General features: G+C 69.3%; 25 protein-coding genes. 16 read left to right on the forward strand and 9 right to left on the reverse strand.

From position 1 onward, the window contains the following. Window positions 1-87: 87 nt before the first annotated feature. Together IU449_RS13275 and IU449_RS13280 are read right to left on the reverse strand one after the other, a co-directional pair. Window positions 88-1557 (reverse strand): sensor histidine kinase, encoded by a 1470-nt coding sequence (locus tag IU449_RS13275; protein ID WP_195002080.1) that lies wholly within the window; start codon window positions 1555-1557, stop codon window positions 88-90. Window positions 1558-1569: 12 nt separating this feature from the next. Further along, complete coding sequence (locus IU449_RS13280) at window positions 1570-2256, reverse strand: response regulator transcription factor (RefSeq protein ID WP_067853068.1); 687 nt, start codon at window positions 2254-2256, stop codon at window positions 1570-1572. A 438-nt stretch (window positions 2257-2694) separates the two neighbouring features. On the opposite strand from IU449_RS13280, the gene IU449_RS13285 reads away from it, so the two are divergent. From IU449_RS13285 to IU449_RS13310, 6 genes are read left to right on the forward strand one after another with little or no spacing between them, the layout of a single operon-like run. Continuing rightward, window positions 2695-5490, forward strand: a complete 2796-nt coding sequence (locus IU449_RS13285) for a sensor histidine kinase (protein WP_324188214.1) — start codon at window positions 2695-2697, stop codon at window positions 5488-5490. Next, window positions 5487-5897 (forward strand): roadblock/LC7 domain-containing protein, encoded by a 411-nt coding sequence (locus IU449_RS13290; protein WP_040798443.1) that lies wholly within the window; start codon window positions 5487-5489, stop codon window positions 5895-5897. Before IU449_RS13285 ends, IU449_RS13290 begins: the two co-directional genes overlap by 4 nt. Window positions 5898-5904: 7 nt before the next feature. Continuing rightward, window positions 5905-6279 carry a DUF742 domain-containing protein gene (locus IU449_RS13295; RefSeq protein WP_051027397.1) on the forward strand — a complete coding sequence of 125 codons (375 nt, stop codon included), beginning with the start codon at window positions 5905-5907 and terminating at the stop codon, window positions 6277-6279. Continuing rightward, on the forward strand, window positions 6260-6895 hold the full coding sequence (locus IU449_RS13300; protein ID WP_324188215.1) for an ATP/GTP-binding protein: 636 nt from the start codon (window positions 6260-6262) through the stop codon (window positions 6893-6895). The genes IU449_RS13295 and IU449_RS13300 overlap by 20 nt, the downstream gene beginning before the upstream one ends. Before the next feature lie 13 nt (window positions 6896-6908). Continuing rightward, entirely contained in the window at window positions 6909-7736 is an 828-nt protein-coding gene (locus tag IU449_RS13305; protein WP_195002082.1) for an MHYT domain-containing protein, read from the forward strand. A gap of 45 nt (window positions 7737-7781) precedes the next feature. After that, window positions 7782-8216 carry a hypothetical protein gene (locus IU449_RS13310; RefSeq protein ID WP_195002083.1) on the forward strand — a complete coding sequence of 145 codons (435 nt, stop codon included), beginning with the start codon at window positions 7782-7784 and terminating at the stop codon, window positions 8214-8216. A 389-nt stretch (window positions 8217-8605) separates the two neighbouring features. Here the strand turns inward: IU449_RS13310 and rpmF are convergent, their stop codons facing one another. Genes rpmF through mrf form a run of 3 tightly spaced genes read right to left on the reverse strand, consistent with a single transcriptional unit; the run spans window position 8606 to window position 10465 of the window. Next, window positions 8606-8779 (reverse strand): 50S ribosomal protein L32, encoded by a 174-nt coding sequence (gene rpmF / locus IU449_RS13315; protein ID WP_195002084.1) that lies wholly within the window; start codon window positions 8777-8779, stop codon window positions 8606-8608. A 1-nt stretch (window position 8780) separates the two neighbouring features. Beyond that, window positions 8781-9047: a type B 50S ribosomal protein L31 gene (locus IU449_RS13320; RefSeq protein WP_195002085.1), complete on the reverse strand. Its 267-nt coding sequence runs from the start codon at window positions 9045-9047 to the stop codon at window positions 8781-8783. Next, window positions 9044-10465, reverse strand: a complete 1422-nt coding sequence (gene mrf / locus IU449_RS13325; protein WP_324188216.1) for a ribosome hibernation factor-recruiting GTPase MRF — start codon at window positions 10463-10465, stop codon at window positions 9044-9046. Before mrf ends, IU449_RS13320 begins: the two co-directional genes overlap by 4 nt. Before the next feature lie 105 nt (window positions 10466-10570). On the opposite strand from mrf, the gene rpmB reads away from it, so the two are divergent. The 9 genes from rpmB (at window position 10571) to IU449_RS13370 (ending at window position 18846) form a co-directional block, all read left to right on the forward strand. Further along, window positions 10571-10807, forward strand: a complete 237-nt coding sequence (gene rpmB, locus IU449_RS13330) for a 50S ribosomal protein L28 (RefSeq protein ID WP_195002087.1) — start codon at window positions 10571-10573, stop codon at window positions 10805-10807. Between the two features lie 11 nt (window positions 10808-10818). Beyond that, window positions 10819-10989: a 50S ribosomal protein L33 gene (gene rpmG, locus IU449_RS13335; protein WP_195002088.1), complete on the forward strand. Its 171-nt coding sequence runs from the start codon at window positions 10819-10821 to the stop codon at window positions 10987-10989. After that, complete coding sequence (gene rpsN / locus IU449_RS13340; RefSeq protein WP_195002089.1) at window positions 10989-11294, forward strand: 30S ribosomal protein S14; 306 nt, start codon at window positions 10989-10991, stop codon at window positions 11292-11294. Before rpmG ends, rpsN begins: the two co-directional genes overlap by 1 nt. Before the next feature lie 30 nt (window positions 11295-11324). After that, complete coding sequence (rpsR, locus tag IU449_RS13345; protein WP_011211513.1) at window positions 11325-11579, forward strand: 30S ribosomal protein S18; 255 nt, start codon at window positions 11325-11327, stop codon at window positions 11577-11579. 383 nt (window positions 11580-11962) lie between these two features. Then, window positions 11963-12958, forward strand: coding sequence for a beta-ketoacyl-ACP synthase 3 (locus IU449_RS13350; protein WP_267468266.1), 996 nt, complete (start codon window positions 11963-11965; stop codon window positions 12956-12958). A 35-nt stretch (window positions 12959-12993) separates the two neighbouring features. Then, the gene (locus tag IU449_RS13355) at window positions 12994-13983 is read left to right on the forward strand and encodes an AvrD family protein (RefSeq protein ID WP_195002091.1); all 990 of its coding nucleotides are present in this window, start codon (window positions 12994-12996) and stop codon (window positions 13981-13983) included. A gap of 25 nt (window positions 13984-14008) precedes the next feature. Beyond that, entirely contained in the window at window positions 14009-14650 is a 642-nt protein-coding gene (locus IU449_RS13360; protein WP_195002092.1) for a hypothetical protein, read from the forward strand. Between the two features lie 38 nt (window positions 14651-14688). Beyond that, window positions 14689-18021 carry a DHA2 family efflux MFS transporter permease subunit gene (locus IU449_RS29030; RefSeq protein WP_228803955.1) on the forward strand — a complete coding sequence of 1111 codons (3333 nt, stop codon included), beginning with the start codon at window positions 14689-14691 and terminating at the stop codon, window positions 18019-18021. Between the two features lie 36 nt (window positions 18022-18057). Continuing rightward, window positions 18058-18846 carry an AAA family ATPase gene (locus IU449_RS13370; RefSeq protein WP_195002093.1) on the forward strand — a complete coding sequence of 263 codons (789 nt, stop codon included), beginning with the start codon at window positions 18058-18060 and terminating at the stop codon, window positions 18844-18846. Between the two features lie 84 nt (window positions 18847-18930). Here IU449_RS13370 and IU449_RS13375 read toward each other — a convergent pair whose 3' ends face one another. Then, the gene (locus IU449_RS13375) at window positions 18931-19497 is read right to left on the reverse strand and encodes a LysM peptidoglycan-binding domain-containing protein (RefSeq protein ID WP_195002094.1); all 567 of its coding nucleotides are present in this window, start codon (window positions 19495-19497) and stop codon (window positions 18931-18933) included. Window positions 19498-19671: 174 nt separating this feature from the next. On the opposite strand from IU449_RS13375, the gene IU449_RS13380 reads away from it, so the two are divergent. Further along, entirely contained in the window at window positions 19672-20166 is a 495-nt protein-coding gene (locus tag IU449_RS13380) for a hypothetical protein (protein ID WP_228803956.1), read from the forward strand. Here the strand turns inward: IU449_RS13380 and IU449_RS13385 are convergent. The 3 genes from IU449_RS13385 to purN form a co-directional block, all read right to left on the reverse strand. Then, window positions 20153-21040 (reverse strand): TIGR01777 family oxidoreductase, encoded by an 888-nt coding sequence (locus IU449_RS13385; RefSeq protein WP_195002095.1) that lies wholly within the window; start codon window positions 21038-21040, stop codon window positions 20153-20155. The two genes, IU449_RS13380 and IU449_RS13385, sit on opposite strands and share 14 nt — an antisense overlap. Window positions 21041-21139: 99 nt before the next feature. Then, window positions 21140-22717, reverse strand: coding sequence for a bifunctional phosphoribosylaminoimidazolecarboxamide formyltransferase/IMP cyclohydrolase (purH, locus tag IU449_RS13390; protein ID WP_195002096.1), 1578 nt, complete (start codon window positions 22715-22717; stop codon window positions 21140-21142). Further along, a complete protein-coding gene (gene purN / locus IU449_RS13395; protein WP_195002097.1) occupies window positions 22714-23346 on the reverse strand; it encodes a phosphoribosylglycinamide formyltransferase in 633 nt (210 codons plus the stop codon). Before purN ends, purH begins: the two co-directional genes overlap by 4 nt. Window positions 23347-23406 lie beyond the last annotated feature (60 nt).

Here is a 23406-nt window from a genome sequence, read left to right on the forward strand (position 1 = left end):
TCCCACCCTGTCCTCGTACAACGACTCCGGCCGCGCGGCCGTTCCATGCGAGGCCGTTCCGTGTCGTCCGGCCCGCGACGCTCCGGCTCATTCGGACCGGTCCGCTGCGCCCCTCGGGGTTCCCGCCTCGCCGGGCAGCACGATCCGGACGGACGCGCCGCCGCGATCGGAGTTCTCGATGGTGATGGTGCCGCCGTGCTTGGTCACCACTTGTTTGACGATGGCCAGCCCCAGCCCGGAACCGGGCATCGACCGCGACGCGGTGGTGCGGTAGAACCGCTCGAACACCAGTTCGCGCTCCTCGGGCGCGATGCCGGGCCCCGCGTCGTCGACGTTCAGTTCCAGCAGTCCGCGCCCGGTCTCGCGCATGCTCACCCGCACCTGTTCCCCCGCCGGACTCCATTTCGCGGCATTGTCGAGAACATTGAGGATCGCGCGCTCGAGCGCGGAGTCGTGGCCGTAGACGAACCACGGCCGCAACTCGGCGACGAACTCGACATCGGCGCGACGGCGCCTGGCTCGTTCCAGCGCCCGCTCGGTCACCTCCCCCAGATCGACGCGGTCGTAGACGGTTTCCGGGGCGTCCTCGCGGGCCAGGTCGACCAGGTCGCCGACCAGCGTGGACAGCTCCTCGATCTGGGCGACGACGTCGGCGCGTAGCTCGGCCATGTCCTGCTCGGGCAGCGTGGGCGCGTCGGGACGGCCGGCGGCGATGAGCAGTTCCATATTGGTGCGCAGGGAGGTCAGCGGCGTGCGCAGTTCGTGTCCGGCGTCGGCGACGAGCCTGCGCTGGCGATCCCTGGATTCGGCCAGCGCGCGCAGCATCGTGTTGAAACTCTCGGTCAACCGGGCCAATTCGTCGTCCCCGCTGACCGGGATCGGAGTGAGGTCGTCGGTGCGGGCGATGCGTTCGGTGGCGGCGGTGAGCCGGGCGATGGGCCGCAGACCGGTCCGCCCGACCGCGGTGCCCGCCGCGGCCGCGAGCACGACGCCGCAGCCGCCGACCACGAACAGCAGCCAGGCCAGCCGGTCGAGCACCTCCCTGGTCGGTTCGAGCCGTTGGGAGATCACCAGGGTGGCGCCCGAATTCGTGTGCACGGCCAGCACGCGCTGATTGCTGACCGTTCGCAGCGATGTGGCCAGCTCCCCGTCGGCCACCGCCAACTCCTGCTCGCCCACCGGCGGGATGGTCTGCTGCGGCGGCATATAGGGCTTGTGATCGGCGAAGATCAGCGCGACGCCGACATCGTTGGAGTACAGCCCGGCCAGAATGATCGACTGGAAGCCGAGGCTCTCGAAGTTGTTGTCGATCATGGTGGCCGCGCGCGCTCGCAACGCCTCGTCGACATCGGCGTAGAGCGCACGCGCCACCATCGCGTAGGCGGCGATCGAGGTGACCGCCACCGCGATGGCCACCACCGAGGCCGCCAGCAGGGTGACCCGCCAGCGTAGTGAGACCGAACTGGTCAGCGGCATCGGCGGACGCATCGCGGCCGGCTGGGCGGCGGCCAAGCCGACAGGAGCGAGTGCGGGACGTCGGGGATTGCTGCGTGCCATGATCGCGGCGCCTTACGGCGGCGTCTCGCGCAGCACGTAGCCGACCCCGCGCACGGTGTGGATCAGCCGCGCCTCGCCCTCGGCTTCGGTCTTGCGCCGCAGATAGCCGATGTAGACCTCGAGCGCGTTGCCCGAGGTGGGGAAGTCGTAGCCCCACACCTCCTCGAGGATGCGGCTGCGGGTGAGCACCCGGCGCGGGTTGGCCATCAGCATCTCCAGCAAGGAGAACTCGGTGCGGGTGAGGCTGATCGAGCGGTCCGCGCGCGACACCTCGCGGGTCACCGGATCCAGCGAGAGATCCGCGAAGTGCATTGCCTCCGAGATCTCCCCGGGATCTGCGGCACGGCGGCGCAGCAACGCCCGCAAACGTGCCAGCAATTCCTCGAGCGCGAAAGGCTTGGGCAGATAATCGTCGGCGCCCGCGTCCAGCCCCGCTACCCTTTCGGAAACCGAATCGCGCGCTGTCAAAACCAGAATCGGAAGATCGTCTCCGGTACTGCGCAATCTCCGGCAAACTTCCAGCCCGTCCAGGCGCGGCATCATGACGTCCAGCACCAGCGCGTCGGGGCGCTGCGCGGCGGCTTTCTCCAGGGCGTCGATCCCGTCCACGGCGAGGTCGACGGTGTAGCCGTTGAAGGTCAACGACCGGCGCAGCGATTCCCGGACGGCACGATCGTCGTCCACTACCAGAATCCGCATGAGACCAGTCTGACCGTACCGACTGAGAGCCGACTGAGAGGGTCCACGCGACACGCCGCGGAGCCGGTTCCCCGACCGACACGCCGGGCCGGAGGGGGTGACCAGCACCTTTCGTGGCAAACCCGCGCGAGCCTCGGCCGCGCCTTCGAGCAGGTCTCCTCGTTTCGCTGCGAAAGCCGTTAGCGGCGGGCATATTAGAGAATAATCGAGCCGCATGCCCCGGATTGCCGTTACAAGTCAGGCACGGTATGTTCCCTGCGGTAAAAACAAGACCTCGAGTTGGTTCTCAATGGGTTGGTTCCGAGACTTATGCTGAACAGCCGCTGACCATCCCGGGGAACCCGCGCGGAGTGGAGGCGACGGAAGCGGATGGATGCAACACCGCGTTCCCGGCAATTCAGCTTGTCGAACTGGCCAGTCACCCGCAAGGTCGGGATCGTGCTACTGCTGCCGGTGGTGCTCGCATCGACCTTCGCGGCGCTGCGCATCAACGACGAGCTCGCACTGATCTCCCAGCTCGACGCGGCGACCGGTCAGGCCCAGCTGGTCCGGCCGATGCTCGAATTCGGCGCATCCGCCGAGCAATTGGCGATCGCCGCGGTCACCGCCGATCCGGCGCGCAATCCTGATCCCGCCACGGACGAGGCGGCGGCGAAGTTCGACCAGGCCGCCGCCGACCTGGAGACGGCCCTGCGCTCGGTCGAAGCCGACAGCGTCACCGAAGAGCTCAACGGCGCCATCGCCGCGGGCCGGGTCATGCGCAACGGCCTGCGCGGCAGCTCGCCGGTGACGATCGCCGAACAGGTCGGTCAGGTCGGTGACCGGATCATCGCCGCCACCGCGGTGTCGAACTCGCTGGAAGAGGTCACGATCCAGCGGTACTTCCTGCAGCTGGGCCTGATCGCCAACAAGCGCCGCCTGCTGACGCAGGAACACATCATGGTGGCCTTCGCCGACGCCAACCCGGCGAGCCGGGCCAACATCCTGACGATGCTGGGCGCGGAGATGGTGCTCATCAACGTCTACGCCTATCTGAGCCCGGAGTCGGCGACCAACGCCGATGTCCTGCTCGAGGCGGTGCAGACCCGCATCGGCGCGCTCGGCCAGAACACCGGCAGTCTGTCGGACAACGAGGTCGTCTACGACTCGCTGCGCCGCAGCACCGCGGCCTATACCGAAGCCACCGGAACGCTGCTCGACCTGGTCGACCGCTCGCTGGCGGACCGGACCGCCGAACTGCGCGGCGTGGTCCTGCGCGATATCGCGATCGTGGTCACGACCCTGCTGGCCGGCCTGGCCCTCGCCCTCGCGGTCGCCCGCTCGCTGGTCGTTCCGATTCGCCGCCTGCGCCACGGCGCACTGCAGGTCGCCCATGTCGACCTGCCCAACGAGCTCGAGGTGGTGCGCTCCGGCGGCGCCACCCCGGAACCGACCCGCGTCGAGGTGCACACCACCGAGGAGATCGGCCAGCTCGCCCGAGCCGTCGACGACATCCACGGCGCCGCGCTCCACCTGGCCGCCGAACAGGCCCGTCTGCGCCTGCAGATCGGCAGCATGTTCGAGACCCTGTCGCGGCGCAGCCAGTCCCTCGTGGAGCAGCAGCTCTCGCTCATCGAGGAACTCGAGCACGACGAAGACGATTCGGGCCGGCTGCAGAGCCTGTTCCGCCTCGACCACCTCGCCACCCGCATGCGCCGCAACGGCGACAACCTGCTCGTTCTGGCCGGCACCGCGCTGCGCCGCGGTCATCTGCCGCCGGTGCCGCTGTCGGACATGCTCTGGAGCGCGGTCTCGCAGGTCGAGGACTATCAGCGCGTGGAGATCGGCGCCGCGCCCGACGGCGTGGTGCCCGGCGAGCCCGCCGTCGACATCGAGCACCTGCTCGCCGAGCTGATCGACAACGCGTTGCGTTACTCCCCGCCCACCACCTCGGTGGCGGTGTCGGTGGCCCGATCGGTCGATGGCGGCTACCTCATCGAGATCATGGACCGCGGCCTGGGCATGTCGGCCGAGGATCTGCAGACCGTGAACAGCCACCTGGCCTCCGGTGGTGAGGTCACCGTCGAGACCGCGCGCCGCATGGGCCTGTTCGTGGTGGGCCGCCTGGCCAAGCGCCACAACATCACCGTCAACCTGCGCCGCACCTCGGCGATGACCCAGCAGCCGGGCATCACCGCCAGCGTGCACCTGCCCGGCTCGCTGGTCACCGCGCTGCCGCCGAACGACAAGCACCCGAAGGAACTGCTCTCCCCGACGCCCTCGAAGTCCGAGCAGACTTCCTCCTTCGAACTGCCCGGCTCGCCGGCGCCGCGGATCCTGCAGCCGGTGCCCAGCCCGGCCTCGGCCGAGCACGGTATGCCCTCGGAGCCGGGGCCGCGCGGCGGCACCGGCAGCGGCCTGCCCCAGCGTCGGCCGGCCATCCGGGTGGCCCCCGCGCCCGATCGCGGTGGCGACCGGCCCGCGTCCGGCGGCTTCGCCGAGGAGTCGCCGAAGGTCGACGTGTGGGCCGAGCCGGAGAACTACGCGGACACCCCCGCCCCCGCCCCCTTCTCCTCGGAGACGCAGGCTCAGGACTCCTACTCCACCGCGGGCTACCCCTCGCAGTCCTACGCCACCGAGACCTACGAGCCCGCGCCGACCGGCGCCCAGCCCTCCGGATCGCTCGGCGCCGCCGACTCGCATCCGACAGAGGTCTACTCCAGCTCCTCGGCGCGGTCCTTCGAGGCGTACCAGGGCGACCCGTACGTCACCGACGTCTACGTCCCCGGCGACCCGGTGCCCCAGCAGGTCCCGATCCCCGGACGTGAGGAGGCGGGGTCCGCACAGACCGCGCCCTCGCAGACCACCTCGACCGGATTGCGTCCGGTCACCACCGAGTCGCCGACGCCGATCTACCAGCGCATGGTGTCGGAGTGGCTGGTGGAGCCCGCATCCTCGGGCTCGGAGAGCGAGGACGACAAGGACAACGGCGCGGGTGGCGGCGAATGGGCCGCACCGGGCGACACCGGCTGGGCCGCGGCGGCCGAGGCCAGCAAGCCCACGGTGTCGGGGCGGACCAACGGCGGTCTGCCGATCCGCCGCCCCGGCGCCCAACTCGTGCCGGGCGGTCTCGCACCGGCCAACGAATCGAATGCGCGTGATCCGGAAGAGATCCGCAACAGTTTGACCAGGCATCTCAGCGGGGTCCGCAGTGGGCGGGCCGACGCCCAGTACAACGACGGAGGGCTCGAGTGACCGAGAAACCAAGCACCACAACGGACGAGAACCTGAACTGGCTGGTCACCCGCTTCACCAGGGACGTGCCCGGGGTCACCCACGCGGTGCTGGTTTCCGCCGACGGCCTGCTCCAGGCGACCAGCCCGCACCTGCCCGCCGACCGTGCCGAGCAGCTGTCGGCGGTGACCGCGGGTCTGGCCAGTCTGTCCGCCGGTGCGGCCCAGCTGTTCAACGGCGGCAAGGTGATGCAGTCCATCGTGGACATGCAGCGCGGGTACCTGCTGGTGATGACGGTCGGCAACGGTTCGCACCTGGCGGTGCTGGCCAACAAGACCCACGACATCGGACGGATCGGTTACGAGATGGCGCTGCTCGTCGACCGGGTCGGCTCGGTGGTCCAGGCGACCGCGCGCAGCGCCGTCTGAGAGTGGCATGTCCACCCCATCCGGCGGGGGGCCGGGTATACCGCCTACCCGAGTCCGCCCATACGCGTTGACCTCGGGCCGGACCGAACCCGCGGTCGACCTTCCCCTGGAGGCGGTCATCGAGACCATCTCCTACACTGCCCATCTCGAATGGCCGGTCGGCGATATCCGCACCGATATCGTCAGGCTGGGCACCGCGCGTCTGTCGGTCGCCGAGATCACCGCCAAACTTCAGCGTCCGCTGGGTCTGGTGCGCGTCGTGATCGGAGATCTCGTCGTCGCTGGAACGCTGCGTGTGCATTGGACCCTGAGTGACCAGGCGAGCTATGACGAGCGCCTGTCCCTGATGGAGAGGACTTTGCGTGGACTCCGCGCCCTATAATCCCACGCCGTTCGGTGGCGGCCCGGCGCCGCAGGACAACCGCACTGCCTCGACCAAGATCGTCGTCGCGGGAGGTTTCGGCGCGGGTAAGACCACCTTTGTCGGTGCCGTCTCGGAGATCGTGCCGCTGCGCACCGAGGCGATGGTGACCGGGTTCTCCGACGGCATCGACGACCTCGCCGCGACGCCCGGCAAGGAAACCACCACGGTGGCGATGGATTTCGGTCGCATCATGCTGCCGGGCAACCTGACGCTGTACCTGTTCGGCACCCCGGGGCAGCGCCGGTTCTGGTTCATGTGGGACGACCTGATCCGTGGCGCCATCGGCGCGGTGGTGCTGGTCGACACCCGGCGCATCGAGGACAGCTTCGCGGCGGTCGACTTCTTCGAGGCCCGCGGCCTGCCGTTCCTGGTGGCGGTCAACCGTTTCCCCGACGCCCCCCGCTTCCCGGTGGCCGAACTGCGGGAAGCGCTCTCGGTGCGCCCGATCGTGCCGATCGTCGACATCGACGCGCGCAACGCGATGGAAGTGCGCCAGTCGCTGGCGGCGGTGACCGAGTACGCGATCCAGCGTCTGGCCGCGCAGCAGCGGGAACAACCGGTCGGACAGGTGTGAAGGTGCTGTCGCGGTGAGCTACTTCTCCATGGGCTATTGGGTCCTCGGCCTGGCGGCGCTGGTCTCGACGGTCGGCGCACTGGTCGGCTTGATCTGCGTGCGGCAGTCGACGCAGTCGGTGACCCAGAAATTCCGCCTGGTCTGGCAGGTCGCGGCGGCGGTGTGCCTGGGCGGTGTGGGCACCTGGCTGGCGATCTTCATCTCGATGCTCGGCGTGGCCCCCACCGACGACGGCCTGATCCGCTACGAATCCGCCCGTCTGGTCACCGCCGGCGTGATCGCGGTGGTCGCCGTGCTCGCCGCGCTGCTGGTGCTCGGGATGCACGCCGACCTGCCGCGCCTGGCGGTGGCCGGCCTGATCATGGGCCTGGGCACCACGGGGATGATGTACGTGGCGATGAACGGCGTCCATGTGCGCGGGTCGGTGCAGACCGCGTGGTGGGCGGTGTCGGTGGCCGCGGTGATCGCGATCGGCATCGCCACGGCCACCCTGTGGTTCATCCTGCGGCGCACGCCCATCCGGGTGCTGATCGCCGCCGCTGTGCTGTTCGCGGTGGGCACGCTGGGCATGCACTACGTGCGCCTGGCCGGTATGGCGATCGAACTCGACGAGAGCATCGCCCGCCCGCCCGGCGACGATCTGTTCGGCTTCCTGGTCCCGATGTTCGTGCTCGGCATGCTCTCGCTCGCGGTACCGATCACCGCGGTGCTGGTTGCGCCGGACCGGCGGCTGCGCACCGTGCCCGCCCCTGCCACCGCACCGGCTCAGGCGCCCGGCACCGGACAGCCGGGGGGCTTCGACGCGGGTGAGACGATGGTGATCGGCACCTCCCGCTTCTAGATCCCGCGCGCAACCTTCAGCCCTGCCCAGGAGAGAGGAACGGACGTGACGCCGGAGCAGGACGCCGTGCTGCGCGACATCCAAGTTCAATTGCGCGGTCCCAGCCTGGCCGGCTGGCCGCAGCTCGGCGTCGACGCCGAGGGTAGGGCCCGTTCGCTGGTGGACGGGCTGGCGGCGGCATTGCGCCGTATCGACGACTTGACCGCCGAAACCGCCGAGTTGCGTGCGCAGATCACCGAGCTGCGCACCGAGATCAGCGAATTGGAGGCCGGTGCGGCCGATCTCGCCGATCAGGTGCAGCGTTCGCAGGGCAGGAGCCTGCCGTGGCCGCTGTCGCTGATCGAGGGTCCGGTGGAGCTGATCGTGGCTCAGCTGGCCCGGCTGGAAGCGTTGCTGGCCGAAAGGCCGTCGGCCCCCGAACAACTGAGTCTGCCCTGCCGGCCCGGCGAGCGCGACGGATCGCATCGACCGGCGCGCTGATCGACCGGAGCAGGAGATCATCCGGCGAAGAGCCGGGCCGAACGAGTTTCTTCCGGGAATCACCGGAGATTGCCACAAGTTTGGCGATGAGCGGGTTCTCCCTGTACGGGAGAACCCGCCCTCGATGGATGAATGTACTCCGTCGCGGCGAGGAAAGCAGCTGTTCACCGAGAATTTCCCATCGAAAATCTGTCCGCGCCTGCGGTTTTCGATCTTCAGCTACTCCAGGGCAAGCACCTGCGACACGTTTCCGCTGCCGCCCCCACACACTTCCTTTGCCGCACATTTGCTCTCATGCCCCGCGGGTGGCGTGGCGAGATGCGAGTGGGGTGGGTTCCGGCGAACCCACCCCACTCCCCCTCATCGATGAACCGGCGACCGCGGCGGTCTCACAGCCGCTGCGGGTCGATCAATCCGCGCCGCACCGCCGCCACCAGTCGGCGCGGCACACGGTGGGTCACTCCCGCCACGGTCACCGTGACCAGTTCCGGCGCCTCGGCCTTCCACTGCGCCCGGCGACTGCGGGTATTCGACCGCGACATCCTGCGCTTGGGCACCGCCATCTCAGTCCTCCTTCCCGGCGCGCACCCGGCGGCCGTACTTGCGTTCGAATTTCTCCACTCGCCCCTGGGTGTCGAGCAGCCGCTGCGATCCGGTCCAGAACGGATGCGAATCCGAGGTCACATCCACCACGATGAGCGGGTAGGTGTTCCCGTCGGTCCATGTCACGGTCCGTTGCGCGGTCGCCGTGGAACGGGTGAGAAATCGCTTGCCCGTGCTCGAGTCCTCGAACACCACGGGCCGATACTCGGGATGGATTCCTGTCTTCACTGCACCTCTCCTGTCCGGCCTTTCGGCCCTGCGATATTGCCGCGGTAGGCATCGTCGATCTGCTCGTCCACGTCCGCACACGGGTCGGCGTGCCAATCGCCGAAGGGGTCCTCCCATCGCGCCACCCGTTCCGGCGCGCGCTCCACCATGCGCAGTTCGTCGTCGTCGACCAGCGCCCAGTGCAGCGCGGTCCGGATCTCGTCCGGATCGGCCTCGCAGGTCAGCACCACCAGTTCGGTGTGGCGATCCCCGAATCGCTCGTCCCAGCCGATGGCGGCCATCGCCCGCCGGGTCGGATCGGCAGCGGCGTAGTCCTCGGCGCTCATGGCGGCCAGCCACCGACCCGCGCCGCCGACCCGCAAGCCCCCGCCCGCGGATTCCAGCCACACCACCTCGTCGGCCTGCGTGGCCAGCCACGCCCTGCCGCGCGCGCAGATCACACCGTCGAGCAGGACATCGAGTGCGTCGTGCAGGCGAGCGGGGTGAAAGGGCCTGCGCGCGGAGAACTCCACGATCGTGACACCGTGTTCGACGGTCAACGGCGGCTCCCCGCGCAGCAACGGCGCATGCGCGTCGAAGATCCGGCCGCGGCGGGCAGCTGCGGGAATGCGCGCGAGCAGGTCGTCGACGAACGCAACGGCGTCGGTCACCTCGATTGCGACCCCGGTCTCGCGCAGCCCGTCGTCGAACACAGCGTCCGCCACCGCCTGCCCGTCGAGCCAGACGACCGGCGCGGTGGGCGCCAGCCTGTCCAGCGCCGCCGTCAGACGGGCGCGCTCGAGCGGGTCGGCCGGAGGGTCGGCGACGAGCACGGCGTCGGCGAATTCCACGGCGCCCACCGCCAGTTGGGCGACGGTGCGGTCGTCGTCGTCGGCGGTTGGTACGCCCGCGCCCGCGGCAGCTGATCCACGTTCGGCGACGGTCTCATCGCCGGTGGCGTCCGCGAGCCAGTGCTCGCCGTCCAGACAGGCGAGCACAGCCTCGACGCGAACGTTCCTGGCAGCGGGCCCGTCCACGCGCCCGTGCACCCCGGTCACCACCGTGTCGGCGATGGCGCCGCAGATCGCTTCGGCTTCGAAGGCCGGATCCAGGGCGAGCACGATGCGGTCCACCGAATCACGGGCGGCGAGCGTGCACAGCAAGGGGAGCAGATCGGCGCGCAGCGTGCAGGAAACACAGCAGTGCGCCAGCTCGAGCACCGTTCGGCTCTCGCGCCCCCCGATGGTCAGCGTGCGGCGCACGACTCCTTCACGCAGTTCGCTCAGGTCATGGCGCACGACGACTGTTCTCTCCGCTCGCCCCAGCGTCGCGGCCGACCGGCGCACGACGGACTCGGCGCGGCCGGGCGGACTCGTGAGCAGCAGCACCGGGGTACGGCGATCGGGATCGCCGATCTGCGGGGCGGAATCGAGCGGCACCGGGAGCCCCTTTCGATAATGATTGTCATTTCGGTCGCCGCCAGCGTACAGTGCCCCACGGTCGTTGTCGAAAATGATTACCAACAAACCGAGGAGGTCCCGGACATGTCCGCCCACTGCCAGGTCACCGGGCGCAAGCCCGGCTTCGGCAAGTCCGTCTCGCACTCGCATGTACGAACCGGCCGGCGCTGGGATCCCAATATCCAGCGCAAGACCTACTTCCTGCCCAGTGAAGGCAGGCGCGTCACCCTGACCGTGTCCGCCAAGGGCATCAAGACCATCGACCGCGACGGGATCGAGGCCGTGGTCGCACGCCTGCGCGCCCGCGGCGAAAAGATCTGAGGAGCGCCCGAGTGGCATCGAAATCCACCGAACTACGGCCCATCGTCAAGCTCAAATCCACAGCGGGCACGGGCTATACCTATGTCACCCGCAAGAACCGGCGCAACGACCCGGACCGCATGGTGTTGCGCAAATACGATCCGGTCATCCGCAAGCACATCGACTTTCGTGAGGAGCGCTGATGGCGAAGAAGTCCAAGATCGCCCGTAACGAGCAGCGCGAGCTGATCGTCGCCCGGTACGCCGAGCGCCGCGCGGAACTGAAGGAATTGATCCGCCGCCCCAGCACCCCGGTCGCGGACCGGGTGGCCGCGCAGGCCGCCCTGCAGCGACTGCCGCGCGATGCCAGTCCGGTAAGATTGCGCAATCGGGACGCCGCGGACGGACGACCGCGCGGTCACCTCCGCAAGTTCGGTCTCTCCCGTGTGCGTGTGCGCGAGATGGCCCACCGCGGAGAACTTCCCGGTGTGCACAAGTCGAGCTGGTAGAACCACCGATACCGCAGAAGGAATCCTGATATGGCAGTCAAGCGAGCACCGTCGAAGAAGGTCCGCGCGGAGCAGGCCCGCCGCCCGAAGAAGAACCCGCTCATCGCCGCCGGGATCGAGACGGTGGACTACAAGGACGTGAATCTGTTGCGCACCTTCATCTCCGACCGCGGCAAGATCCGCAGCAGGCGCGTCACCGGCCTGACTCCGCAACAGCAGCGACAGGTCGCGGTCGCGGTGAAGAACGCCCGCGAGATGGCGCTGCTGCCGTTCACCAGCCGCTGACGCAAGCCCCGTAAGTCGAGGGCGGGCCTGATCCATGGATCGGGCCCGCCCTCGTCGTTTCTCTGACGAAACGCGTCTGACCAGCAGCGTTCCGACGCTCGACGACTCCGGTGAACATATTTGTTCACTTTCCGGGTCCCGACCCATGCAGCGAACGATATAGTTCGCAATATGGCGAACTGACCAGTAGCTTCGGTTATGTCAATGCCGCATCAAAAAACGTGACCTTCATCACTGCCGCACGTTATGCACGTGTTATAGCCGTGTGATCTGATACCAGCACTTCACCCCGGTGCTAGGTTGATTCACAAGTGATTCACTTCATAAACGCTCAGGGGGGTGAGTATATGACGACGCTGCGAGAAAAGGCTGCAAGACAGGATATGACAGTCCAGCGAGCCGGAATGCTCATGATCGGATCGTATCGTCCTCACCGAATTATATCCAATTCGGAACTCGCCGCCCGTCTCGGCGTCGACGAGCAGTGGATCCTCACCCGGACCGGAATCGGCGAACGTCGTTTCGCCGGGCCCGAGGAGACCGTGATATCGATGTCGGTCCACGCCGCCGACAGCGCGCTGAGCGCTGCGGGTGTATCCGCGCGCGACGTCGACGTCGTCCTGCTGGCCACCTCCACACACATGAACCAGACCCCGGCCGCCGCCCCGATCATCGCCTCCGAACTCGGTTGCGCGGGGCCGGCGGCATTCGATGTTTCGGCGGGTTGCTCCGGCCTCGCGCACGGCGTGGGACAGGCCGCCGCGCTGATCAACTCCGGCCAGGCGGGCAATGTCCTGGTCATCGGTGCCGAAAAGCTCAGCAACGTAGTCGATCCCGACGACCGCGGGGTGGCGCCGATCTTCGGTGACGGTGCGGGCGCGGTACTGATCGCCCCGACCGCGAGCGGCCACATCCGCCGAACCGTCTGGGGCAGCGACGGTTCGCTCGCCCGGCTGATCCGCCAGGAGCCGACCTGGGAGGCGTTGCGCGCCGCACCCACCACCACCCCGACCCCGATGCTGCGGATGGAGGGCACCGAGGTATTCCGTTGGGCCACCGGCGCGGTGCCGCAGATCGTCGAGCGGATCGCGATCGCCGGCGAGATCGGCCTCGACGAGGTAGAGGTCTTCATCCCGCATCAGGCCAATCTCCGGATCATCGACAGTGTGGTCCGCAAACTGGGCTGGCGGGAAGAGTCGGTGGTGGTCGCCGACGATGTGCGCCACACCGGAAACACGTCCGCGGCAGCGCTGCCGCTGGCGATCGACGACCTGATTTCCTCAGGTCGGGCCAAGCCGGGTCAGCTCGCGCTCCAGGTGTCTTTCGGAGCGGGTCTGTCGTACGCGGGACAAGTTTTCGAGCTGCCTCGCGTCGCCTGAATACCGGATTATTTCGCTGTTCAAAGGTTGTACGTATGAGTGTTCACTTCTCCAGCTACGACGAACCCCTCGGGCCCCGTGCCACCCGATATTTCGGGGAAGGCTACCGAAAGGTCGGACCGGAACTGACCATGTTGCGTCTGGGTAATTCCGTCCGGCCCGGCGCGCGTCATTCCGCGGTGGCCCGGCTGGAATATCCGGCGGCCTGGTCGACCAAAAAACACCGGGAACTCGTCCCGCACGTGAGCAGCGTGGACACCATCATGCTCGCCGCGACACTCTGCGACGCCGCGGTGACCCGCGCCCGCGGCCTGACCCCTGAGCAGTCGGCCCGCACCTGGGTCCGGCACGGTGCGGTCCGGGCGGGCGCGGCCCCCCACGAAGACCTCGACCACATACCCGTGACGGCCGAGGTCACCGCTCTCGCCGAAGACGGTGACAGCGCCGAGACCACCTTCAAGTTCCAGGTCGCCAACCTCGCGGGCACACTGACGCTGGTGCACGCGCTCGGCACCGGCAGCGGCCCCGAACTCGAGGGCGTCGACGCCTTCGACAGCCTGACCGACATCTTCGGCCCGGCTCCGCACTACTACCTCACCGGTGTGAAGGACCACAGCCTCAGCGCCACCGCTCTGACCGTCGACGCCGCGGCCACCCGCGTCACCGGCAGGCAGAGCGTGCGTCCCGGTGCCGAGGGCGGTTACGTCGGCGCCGAAGCGGCCTACTGGGATTCGGTGTCCCCGATCGACGCCATCGTCGGCGCCGCCCAGCTCTCGCAGATCCTGCTCTATCAGATGGATGCGCTGGACCGCACCAACAGCGACACCCTGTGGATGCGCAAGCTGGAGTTCTTCTCCGAGGCACCGCCTCGCCCGTCGACCGAGGAATTCGACGGCACCGTGGAGATCAAGCGAGCCTCGATCATCGACCGCGGCGGACAGCGGTGGCGCAGCGCCGATCTGCTGATCAAGGAATTCCAGGGCGTGACCGGTTCGTGCCTGCTCGCCCACCGGCTCCCCGACTGAGGCGGCGATGACGGATGATGCGGCGATGACCGACGACGACCTCGACAACCCCGGCCCCGTGCGTATCGCCATCACGGGTGCCCCCGGCACCGACCGAGCCACGGTGTGCACCGCGCTCGCGCTGGCCACCGGCCTCGACTGCGCCTCCGTCTCCGACGGTCTGGTACGTCCGCGCACGCCGCGACGCCTGGCCGAGACGGTGGACGCGGCGGTGCGTGGTTTCGAGCAGCGCGTCGACGGCGAAGCCAGGCTGCCCGGCAGTTTCCTCTCCGACGGCTCGGTGCTGCACGAATGGGCGGTGGCCGAAGCCACCAGGCGCACCAGGCGGTTACGGCACTGGGCGCTGGCTCCGATGGACCTGCCGTACCGTATCTTCGAAGAACGCTATCTGCTCGCGCACCACCGCATCGTCGCGCGGCACGCGACCACGACCTACGACGGGTTCGTCCATCTGCGCCTTCCCCGAGACGCGGAGGCGAGCGAGGACGATGTCCTGCCCACCGTCGTCGACCGGCTGCTGCTGGACACCCTGCAGCAATCGTCGTTGCCGTATCTGGTGGTCGGTGGATCGCTCGAGCAGATCGTCACCCACGTGACCGGAATGTGGCAGCTGCCGCAACGTATTCCGGTCGGCGACGCGGTGTCGGCAGCGTTGCGCGCCGCCTGACGTCACGTCGCGGCGTCGAACTTCGAAGGGATTCCCACATGGCCACCGCCGGTGCCGAGACCGGACCACAGCGGTCGCCGGGCGCGATCTGGACCCTCGTGGTCGTCGCGCTCGCGACCTTCATGTTGATGCTCGATCTGACGGTCGTGAACGTCGCGCTGCCCGACATCCGCGCGGCGTTCGACTCGTCTTTCTCGGCGCTGCAATGGATCCTGGACGCGTACGCGCTCGGCTTGGCGGCCGTGCTGCTGGCGGCGGGCTCGCTGGCCGACCGGCTCGGACGCAAGCGGGTGTTCGATGTCGGCCTGGTCGTGTTCGTGCTCTCCTCGCTGGCCTGTGGACTCGCGCCCAGCGACGAGGTGCTGATCGTGGCGCGGTTCGTCCAGGGCTTGGGCGGCGCGATTCTCTTCGCGGTCGGGCCTGCCCTGCTCGGACACGAATTCCGCGGTAAGGACCGGGGTATGGCCTTCGGCGTCTTCGGCGCCGTCACCGGCCTGGCCATCGCCTTCGGACCGCTGATCGGTGGCGGCCTGGCCGAGTCGGCGGGCTGGCGCTGGATCTTCCTGATCAATGTCCCGGTCACCGTCGCCGCGATCGTCATCGGCTATCTCAAGATGCGCGAGTCCCGCAGCGAGACACCGCCGCCGGTGGACTGGCCGGGGATGGTCGCCTTCTCCGCGGGTCTGTTCTTCCTGGTGCTCGGCTTCATGCGCGGCGAGGCGGACGGCTGGACCAGCTGGATCGTCCTGGGCTGCTTCGCGCTCGCGGTGGCGCTGCTGGCCGGGTTCACCTGGTTGCAGATCACCAAGCCCGAGCAGGCGATGTTCGATCTGTCGCTGTTCGGCAACCGCACCTTCAACGGCCTGTCGGTGGTCACCGCGCTGTGCGCGCTCACCGTGATGCCCGCGCTGTTCCTGCTGATCGCCTACGTGCAGAACATGCTCGGGCATTCGGCGTTCGCCAGCGGTCTGCGCTTCCTGCCGCTCACCCTGCTGCTCTTCGTCGCGGCGGCGGGCGCGGGCACCCTGGTTACCAAGGTGCATCCCGGTGTGCTGGTTGGCATCTCGCAGCTGCTCATCGCCGCGGGCCTGGCCGCGGTGGTGCTGGTCGACACCGAATCGGCGTGGACCGCGCTCATCCCCGCGATGATCCTGATCGGCCTCGGCATGGGCGTGTTCAACCCGCCGCGCGCGGCGTTCTCCATCGCCGTCACCACGCCGGACAAGTCCGGAATGGCCTCGGGCATCAACGAGACCTTCCAGCAGGCCGGTGTGGCGGTGGGTATCGCGGCGGTCGGCGCGTTCTTCCACAACCAGGTCTCCGGTGCGTTCGCCGAGACCGACACCGCGCGCGAAGTCTTCGATGATCAGGCCGCCACCGCGGGCGACGCGGTCGCGGCGGGCGGACCCGCGGCAGTGCTGGAGAATCTGCCCGCCGCGGCCACCGATGTGGTGCGCTCCGCGGCCGAGGCCGCCTTCGTCGACGGCCTGCACACCACCATGCTGCTTGTCGCCGCGCTCGCGGCGGTCTCGGGCGTCATAGCGCTGTTCACCATGCGCCCGGGCGACCTCGACGAGGCCGCGCTGGACAGCCCAGGCGTACCGGCCGACGGCGCCTCCGGCTCGACCACCGACCGGCCCACCGACCGTCCCAGCGAGCTCGCCGCACAGCGGGCGGCGCAGATCATCGCCCAGGCGAAAGCCGACGCCCAGGATGCCGGCGGCGCCGGACGCACGGTCTCGGCGACCCTCACCGAAGCTCCGGCAGCGCCTGTCGACACAGCTCGGCGGAGCAAGAGCACACCGCGCTCCGCGCAGGCACGCGGCGGCGCCGCGACCGGGCAGCGGCACGCGGCGACGCCGGACAGCGATGAGGCCACCATCCGCACGGCGCCCGTCGGCCGCCCCCGTGACGCCGCCCCCCGCCGCAACTCCTCGACTGCCCGCCGCACCACCGCCGTGGACCGGCCGGTCACACCGTCCACCTCAGCGGGCGACCCCGGTTCGCGCACCACCGGTTCCACCTCGGCGAGCGCCCCCGGCTCACGCACAGCTCGTTCGGCACGGGGTGATGCGGCGACGGCCAGTGCGGTCGAGGGCGAGGCGGTCGAAAACCACACCGTCGAGCCGGCCTCGGCCGAACTCGCTCCGGTGAAGGGTGTCGCGTCCACGGGAGATTCCGTTCCGCGCTCGCCCATCTCGGGCCGCTTCACCGAGGCCACCGCACGGCGTGCGGCCCGCACGAGCGACATCGGCGCGACGAACGACCTCCCGGCAACCGAGCGCCCCGGCGTCGCCACGCGCACGGCTGCCCTCTCCGACGCCGAAAAGCGCGCGGCCGCGGGGAAGCACCGCCTGACCGACCCTGAGGCGATCGCCTCCGCGGCACGAGCAGCTCGTTCGGCATCGGCGACACCGACCGCGCCCACGGCCGACATTCCGGCCCCCGGCGAGGAGGCGACAGCCACCGCCGCGGCGAGCCCGGCCTCCGAGTTCGACAGCACCGCCTCCGCAGCGGCGACCGGGGCCCGCCCGGCCGAGGCCGCCACCGCCGGCGCGCCGGCGGCCGGATCCGCTGCGGAAGCTCCGTCCTCCGCCGGTCGGCGCGCCACCGCTCGGTCCAGGACGAACGGGGAGACAGGCGGCAAGCATCGCGCCTCCGGTGCCGATACCACAGCCGCGACGCCACGGCATGCCAGCGGACGGCGCGCGACCACGACTCCGCCTGCCACAACCCCGGCCGCCGCGACCTCACCGGTCGCGAACGCCTCTACGGCGACTGCGTCCGATGTGGGCGCCTCCGGCTCCACGACCTCGGGCTCCCTCTCCTCGGCCGCCACGGCGGACGCGGAGGCCGAATCAGCCGCCACGGAGCAGACCGCCGCGAAGCGGTCGACCGCCCGCAAACGCACACGCGGGGCCGCCAAAGCGCCCGCCGCACAAACCACGCCGCCCGGGCGGGCCACCGAGCAGCCCGCGAAAGCGGACGGTCAACCGGCGAAGGCAGCCAAACAGCCCGCCAAGCGGACGGCGAACGCGACGGCCAGGAGTACCGCGGCGAAGAAGGCCGCGGCCGGCGAGAAGGGCACGACGTCCGGCGCCCGAGGTACCACGTCCGGAACCCGAAGCACAGCGGCGGGGACCAGAAGCACGGCGGGGACCAAGAGCACAGCGTCCAGGGCCAGGACCACGGCGACCGGAGCCGAGAACACCGCGAAGACCACGGCGGCCGGAGCCAGGCGTACCGCGGCCGACTCGAAGAGCACGGCGTCATCCCACACGGAGGCCACGGCCGACGCGACGGGCACGGCGAACCGCGGCTCGTCGAGCGCGGCCGCGACCGGCGGCACGGGCGCCACCACGGCGGACTGAGCCGGGCCACAGGTTCGCACAAGGATCGGAGCGCACATGTACCTCGTCGGTGGACAGCGACGCGAGAGCATCAAACTCGCGATATCGGGCACCTACGGCACGGGTAAGAGCACCACCACCGAGACGTTGTCGATCGCCACCGGCATCGCGCGCACCCATGCGCTCACCTCGCGTGAGCTGCTGATCGACCTCGTTCCCGGCAAGACGGTGATGGAACTCAACTCCATCGAGCTGCTGCTGCTGGGCCTGCGACGCTTCGAAGAGCGGGTGCACAACGAATCCAGGGACGATTCCTTCATCTCCGACGGTTCCGTGGTGCACGAGTGGGTCTACGGCACCGCGAGGATGGCGGTGGGCATCAACCCCGGCGCCGGCATGCTGCTGCGCACCGTGAAGAGCGTGGCGGGCATCGGGCGCAAGAAGCCGCTGCTGGAGTACACCGACATCATCGGCGACATCGTCAAGGAGCGCGCCGCGCGGCTGTACGACGCCTACGTGCATCTGCCCGTGGAGTTCGAGATGCGCAAGGACGGCCATCGCCCGGTCTCCGAACCGTTCCGCAAGCTGTCCGACGACACCCTGCTGCAGGTGGTCAAGGACATCGGCCTGCCCTACGAGGTGGTCGGCGGCAGCGTCTACGAACGGGTCACCAGGATCATCGAACTGTTCGACCTCGAGACCGTGATGCCGGTCGAGGAGGCCATCGAAGAGGCGCAGCGGCGGGTCACCCAGGCCACCGCCGTGCTCGAGCAAGACGATCGGTTCAAGGCGGCCCAACGCCAGAAGTCGCTGTTGCGCAAGCTCTCCTACGCGATGCGCTACTGACCCTCCGCCGGCGGATGCGTGGGGCCCCGCGGCGTGCCGCGGGGCCCCACCTCTGTCCGCTGATGTCGCGCGGCGCTCCCGGCCTTACGGGATGGTCAGAACCTGGCCGGGATGGATCAGGTCCGGATTCGCGATACCGCTGGCGTCCGCGATCTCCTGGTAGCGGTTGCCGTCGCCGTAGAAGCGCTCGGAGATCGCCCACAGGGTGTCACCGGGCTCGACCGTGTAGGTGCGGATCTCCGGCGCGGGCGGCGCAGGCACCTCCTCGGCGACCGGCGCGGCAGCGACCGGCTCCGGCTCCGGCGCGGGCAGCGGGTTGTCGGTGTGGGTCCCCGAGGCCCACACCGCGGAACCGTCGGTGCCGTAGAGCACCACGTTGCGGTCCGGCTGTACGACCAGCCGGTCGACGTTCTCGCCGTCGGTCTCGGTGGACCATGCGGCGCCCTCACCCTTGTAGAGGACGAAGTTGCCGTCCGGCTGCAAGACGGCGCGCTGGACACCCTGATCGTGGGTCTGGGTGGCCCAGACGACCTCGCCGTCCGGTTCGGACAGCACGAGGTTGCCGTCCGGCTGCAGGGTGAGAGTGTACGCACCACCGGTCAGGGAATCGCCGAGTCCGAGTTCTTCGCCTACACGCAGCGTGTCGACCACATTAATCCTCTCGAAATGTCTTCGTGCACAGCACCTGTCGCTGATGCGCGGCGATGGACGACGCGCATCGCCGCCGAATCTACCGTCACACGGACTGCGCCGGCAGGAGGAACGCGCAAGGTTCGCGGAAAGTTCACTGTGGGGAATATCCCACCGTCGGACTAGGCTGAGCGCATGCACAGGATGCCGAGCCGACCCACCGTCGCCGCGTCTACCGCGTTGACCGCCTTGCTCGTCGGGCTCGCCGCGACGGGCTGTGGCTCGGGAGGCGGCGCCGGCGACGATGCCGCGCAGGACGATACGCGTTCCAGCGGCTTCGCCACGACCGCACAGCCCACCGAACCGGCCACGCCGAGCGAGGCGCCGCAGCCGACCGGCACTCTGGTGACCGCGGACCCGACCATCGTGACACCGCAACCGATGCCGTTCAGATCCTGGTCGCGCGTGGCCGACGACCGGATCGCGATCAACTTCGAGATGGGCTCACCGGAGTGCTACGGCGTCGACGCGGTGACCACCGAAACCGATACGGCGGTCACGGTGGAGTTGCGCACGGGCATCCGCGCCGACGCCGTGGGCAAGATGTGTGTGATGATCGCGATGTTCGCCCACATGGAGATCCCGCTGAGTCGACCGCTCGGCGATCGAGCCGTGGTCAGCGCCGGGTGAACGTGTAGGCCATCGCCTCGTCGAGGGTGGGGTGGGTGAACTGGAATCCGCTGCCCACCAGCGCCTTCGGCACCATTCGATGTCCGTGCAACAGTTCTGCGCCCGCCTCGCCGCCGATCAGCTTCAGCAACGCGCCGGGTACGGTGAGCAACGCCGGGCGGCGCAACGCACGGGCGAACGCCTTGGTGAACACCGCGTTGGTGACCGCCTCCGGGGCAACGAGATTGACCGGACCCGATACCGGCTCGACGAGCAGCCAGCGCACGGCCGCGAGCCAATCCTGCAACGTGATCCACGGGACGTACTGGCGGCCGCTGCCGAACTTGCCGCCGAGTCCGAGCTTGAACAGCGGGCTGAGCCCCTCCACCATCATGGAGTCCGCGGCCAGCACGTTCGAGGTGCGCAACAGGACCACCCGCGCGCCCCCCTCCACGGCCGCGGCCGTCGCCGCCTCCCAGTCCCGGCACATGGTGCCGAGAAAGTCGTCGGCGTTGGGAGTGAACTCGTCGACCTCGCGATCCCCGGAATCGCCGTACCAGCCCGCCGCGGACGCGTTGAGCAGCACCGGTACCGAGGCCTCGGCCACCGCGCGCGCCAGGACCCGCGTGGGCAGGATCCGGCTCTCCCGCAACTCCTGCTGGTATTCCGGAGTCCATCGCTGCGCCGCGACCGGCGCGCCGCACAGGTTGATCACCGCGTCGACTCCGGCGAGCACAGCGCTGTCGAAGTCCGAACCTGTGGGATCCCAGGTGATCTCGTCGGCGCCGGTGGCGGGACGGCGCACCAGCGTCACCACCTCGTGGCCTTCGCTCCGCAGCGTGGAAACTAGATTTCGACCCAGATGTCCCGATGATCCGGCGACTACGATACGCATTCGCTCATTGTGCCGTAGGGCACCGGGCCCGGCGCGACGGGACGAGAAACGGCGAGGGTGGACACCTGCGCGTCCACCCTCGCCGTAACGTTCTCGCGCTCAGTGCGCGAAGTGACGGGATCCGGTCAGATACAACGTGACCCCCGCTTCCTTGGCCAGGTCGATGGTCTCCTGGTCGCGCACCGAACCGCCGGGCTGCACGATGGCACGCACACCGGCCTGGATCAGCTGCTGCGGGCCGTCCGGGAACGGGAAGAAGGCGTCCGACGCCGCGACCGAGCCCTTCGCGCGATCCCCGGCCCGGCGCACCGCCAACTGCACCGCGTCCACCCGGTTGACCTGGCCCATGCCCACACCCACCGACGCGCCGTCGGCGGCCAGCAGGATGGCGTTGGACTTCACCGCGCGGCAGGCCACCCAGGCGAACGCCAGATCGGCGAGGGTCTGCTCGTCGGCGGCCTCACCGGCGACCAGGGTCCAGTTGGCCGGGTCGTCGCCCTCGGCGTCGAGGATGTCGCGCTGCTGCAACAGCGCGCCGCCGCTGATCGGACGCAGTTCCACGCCCGCGCGCTGCGGCGGCTCGGCGATGAGGATGCGCACGTTCTTCTTGCGCTGCAGCACCTCCACGGCGCCGTGGGCGTAGGAGGGGGCGACGATGACCTCGGTGAAGATATCGGCGACCTGCTCGGCCAACTCGACGGTGACCTCACGGTTGGTCGCGATGACGCCGCCGAAGGCGCTCACCGGATCACAGGCGTGCGCCTTGCGGTGCGCCTCGGCCACATCGGCGCCGATCGCGATGCCACACGGGTTGGCGTGCTTGATGATCGCGACCGCCGGGCTGGTGTGGTCGTAGGCGGCACGCCACGCGGCGTCGGCGTCGGTGTAGTTGTTGTACGACATCTCCTTGCCGTGCAACTGCTTGGCCTGGGCCAGGCCGGGCTGCCCGTCGGCGGTGTACAGCGCCGCGGACTGATGCGGATTCTCGCCGTAGCGCAGCACCGCGGCACGCTCCCAGCTGCCGCCGATCCACGCCGGATACGGGATGCTCGGCGCCTCGCCCGCGGCTTCGGCCACCGCGGGGGCGCGCACGCCGGTCATCCAGCTCGCGACCGCGACATCGTAGGCCGCGGTGTGCTGGAAAGCCTTGGCCGCCAGCGCGGTTCGCTGCGCGAGGGTGAAACCGCCCTCGGTCACCGCGGCCAACACGTCGGTGTAGTCACCGGCGTCGACGACCACGGCCACCGACGGGTGGTTCTTCGCGGCCGCGCGCACCATCGACGGGCCGCCGATGTCGATCTGCTCGACGCACTCGTCCTGGCTCGCACCACTGGCGACAGTCTGGGTGAACGGGTAGAGGTTCACCACGACCAGCTGGAACGCCTCGACGCCCAGCTCGGTGAGCTGGTCCAGGTGCTCGGGCTTGCGGGTGTCGGCGAGGATGCCCGCGTGCACCCGGGGGTGCAGCGTCTTGACCCGGCCGTCCAAGGTCTCGGGGAAGCCGGTCAGCTCCTCGACCTTGGTCACCGGGATACCGGCCTCGGCGATCTTGCCCGCGGTCGAACCGGTCGAGACCAGTTCCACGCCCGCGGCGTGCAGACCGCTCGCGAGCTCCACGAGTCCGGTCTTGTCGTAGACGCTCACCAGCGCCCTGCGGATCGGCTTGCGTTCAGTCACCGGTGCACCCGCTCATCTGGAATTACTGCCTTTCGTCCGTCGGAGACAATGCCTCGCGTGGCGACGGCGGCGACGACTTCCGCCAGCAACCGTCGTTCGACAACCTTGATGCGCTCGTGCAGGGTGGCCTCGTCGTCGCCGGGCAGCACCGGCACCGGCTCCTGCGCCAGGATCGGGCCGGTGTCCACGCCCGCGTCGACCAGATGCACCGTCGAACCGGTGACCCGCACCCCGTAGGCGAGCGCGTCGCGCACACCGTGCGCGCCGGGAAAGGACGGCAGCAGCGCGGGATGGGTGTTGATGATGCGGCCGCCGAAGCGTGCCAGGAAGGCCGGGCCGAGGATCTTCATGAAACCAGCGGAGACCACCAGATCCGGACGATAGGCGGCGACCTGCTCGGTCAGCGCCGCATCCCAGGCATCGCGGTCGGCGTAGTCCGGCAGCGCGACGCGGAAGTGCGGAACGCCCGCGTCCTCGGCATGGCCGGTGGCCGCGCAGGGGCGATCCACGCCCACCGCGACGATCTTCGCCGGGTACCCGGGCTCGCCCGCCGCGTCGAGCAGGGAGCGCAGCAGCGACCCGGTGCCCGAGGCGAGCACAACGACGGTGGCGGGGGCCGCGGTCGGCATCCACGTGGCATGCGAAGGCGTCAGCGCTCTACTCCTGCGTGTCGATCGGTCGGCGGGGGA

It is taken from the genome of Nocardia higoensis, from assembly GCF_015477835.1.
Lineage (GTDB): Bacteria > Actinomycetota > Actinomycetes > Mycobacteriales > Mycobacteriaceae > Nocardia > Nocardia higoensis_A.

Excerpts from the sequence above, each read along its gene's own strand:
- IU449_RS13275 (WP_195002080.1), bottom strand. The coding sequence starts at position 1,557 with ATGGCACGCAGCAATCCCCGACGTCCCGCACTCGCTCCTGTCGGCTTG.
- IU449_RS13280 (WP_067853068.1), bottom strand. The coding sequence starts at position 2,256 with ATGCGGATTCTGGTAGTGGACGACGATCGTGCCGTCCGGGAATCGCTG.
- IU449_RS13295 (WP_051027397.1), top strand. The coding sequence starts at position 5,905 with ATGTCCACCCCATCCGGCGGGGGGCCGGGTATACCGCCTACCCGAGTC.
- rpmF (WP_195002084.1), bottom strand. The coding sequence starts at position 8,779 with ATGGCGGTGCCCAAGCGCAGGATGTCGCGGTCGAATACCCGCAGTCGC.
- rpmB (WP_195002087.1), top strand. The coding sequence starts at position 10,571 with ATGTCCGCCCACTGCCAGGTCACCGGGCGCAAGCCCGGCTTCGGCAAG.
- rpsN (WP_195002089.1), top strand. The coding sequence starts at position 10,989 with ATGGCGAAGAAGTCCAAGATCGCCCGTAACGAGCAGCGCGAGCTGATC.
- rpsR (WP_011211513.1), top strand. The coding sequence starts at position 11,325 with ATGGCAGTCAAGCGAGCACCGTCGAAGAAGGTCCGCGCGGAGCAGGCC.
- IU449_RS13350 (WP_267468266.1), top strand. The coding sequence starts at position 11,963 with ATGACAGTCCAGCGAGCCGGAATGCTCATGATCGGATCGTATCGTCCT.
- IU449_RS13355 (WP_195002091.1), top strand. The coding sequence starts at position 12,994 with ATGAGTGTTCACTTCTCCAGCTACGACGAACCCCTCGGGCCCCGTGCC.
- IU449_RS13360 (WP_195002092.1), top strand. The coding sequence starts at position 14,009 with ATGACCGACGACGACCTCGACAACCCCGGCCCCGTGCGTATCGCCATC.
- IU449_RS29030 (WP_228803955.1), top strand. The coding sequence starts at position 14,689 with ATGGCCACCGCCGGTGCCGAGACCGGACCACAGCGGTCGCCGGGCGCG.
- IU449_RS13370 (WP_195002093.1), top strand. The coding sequence starts at position 18,058 with ATGTACCTCGTCGGTGGACAGCGACGCGAGAGCATCAAACTCGCGATA.
- IU449_RS13380 (WP_228803956.1), top strand. The coding sequence starts at position 19,672 with ATGCACAGGATGCCGAGCCGACCCACCGTCGCCGCGTCTACCGCGTTG.
- IU449_RS13385 (WP_195002095.1), bottom strand. The coding sequence starts at position 21,040 with ATGCGTATCGTAGTCGCCGGATCATCGGGACATCTGGGTCGAAATCTA.
- purN (WP_195002097.1), bottom strand. The coding sequence starts at position 23,346 with ATGCCGACCGCGGCCCCCGCCACCGTCGTTGTGCTCGCCTCGGGCACC.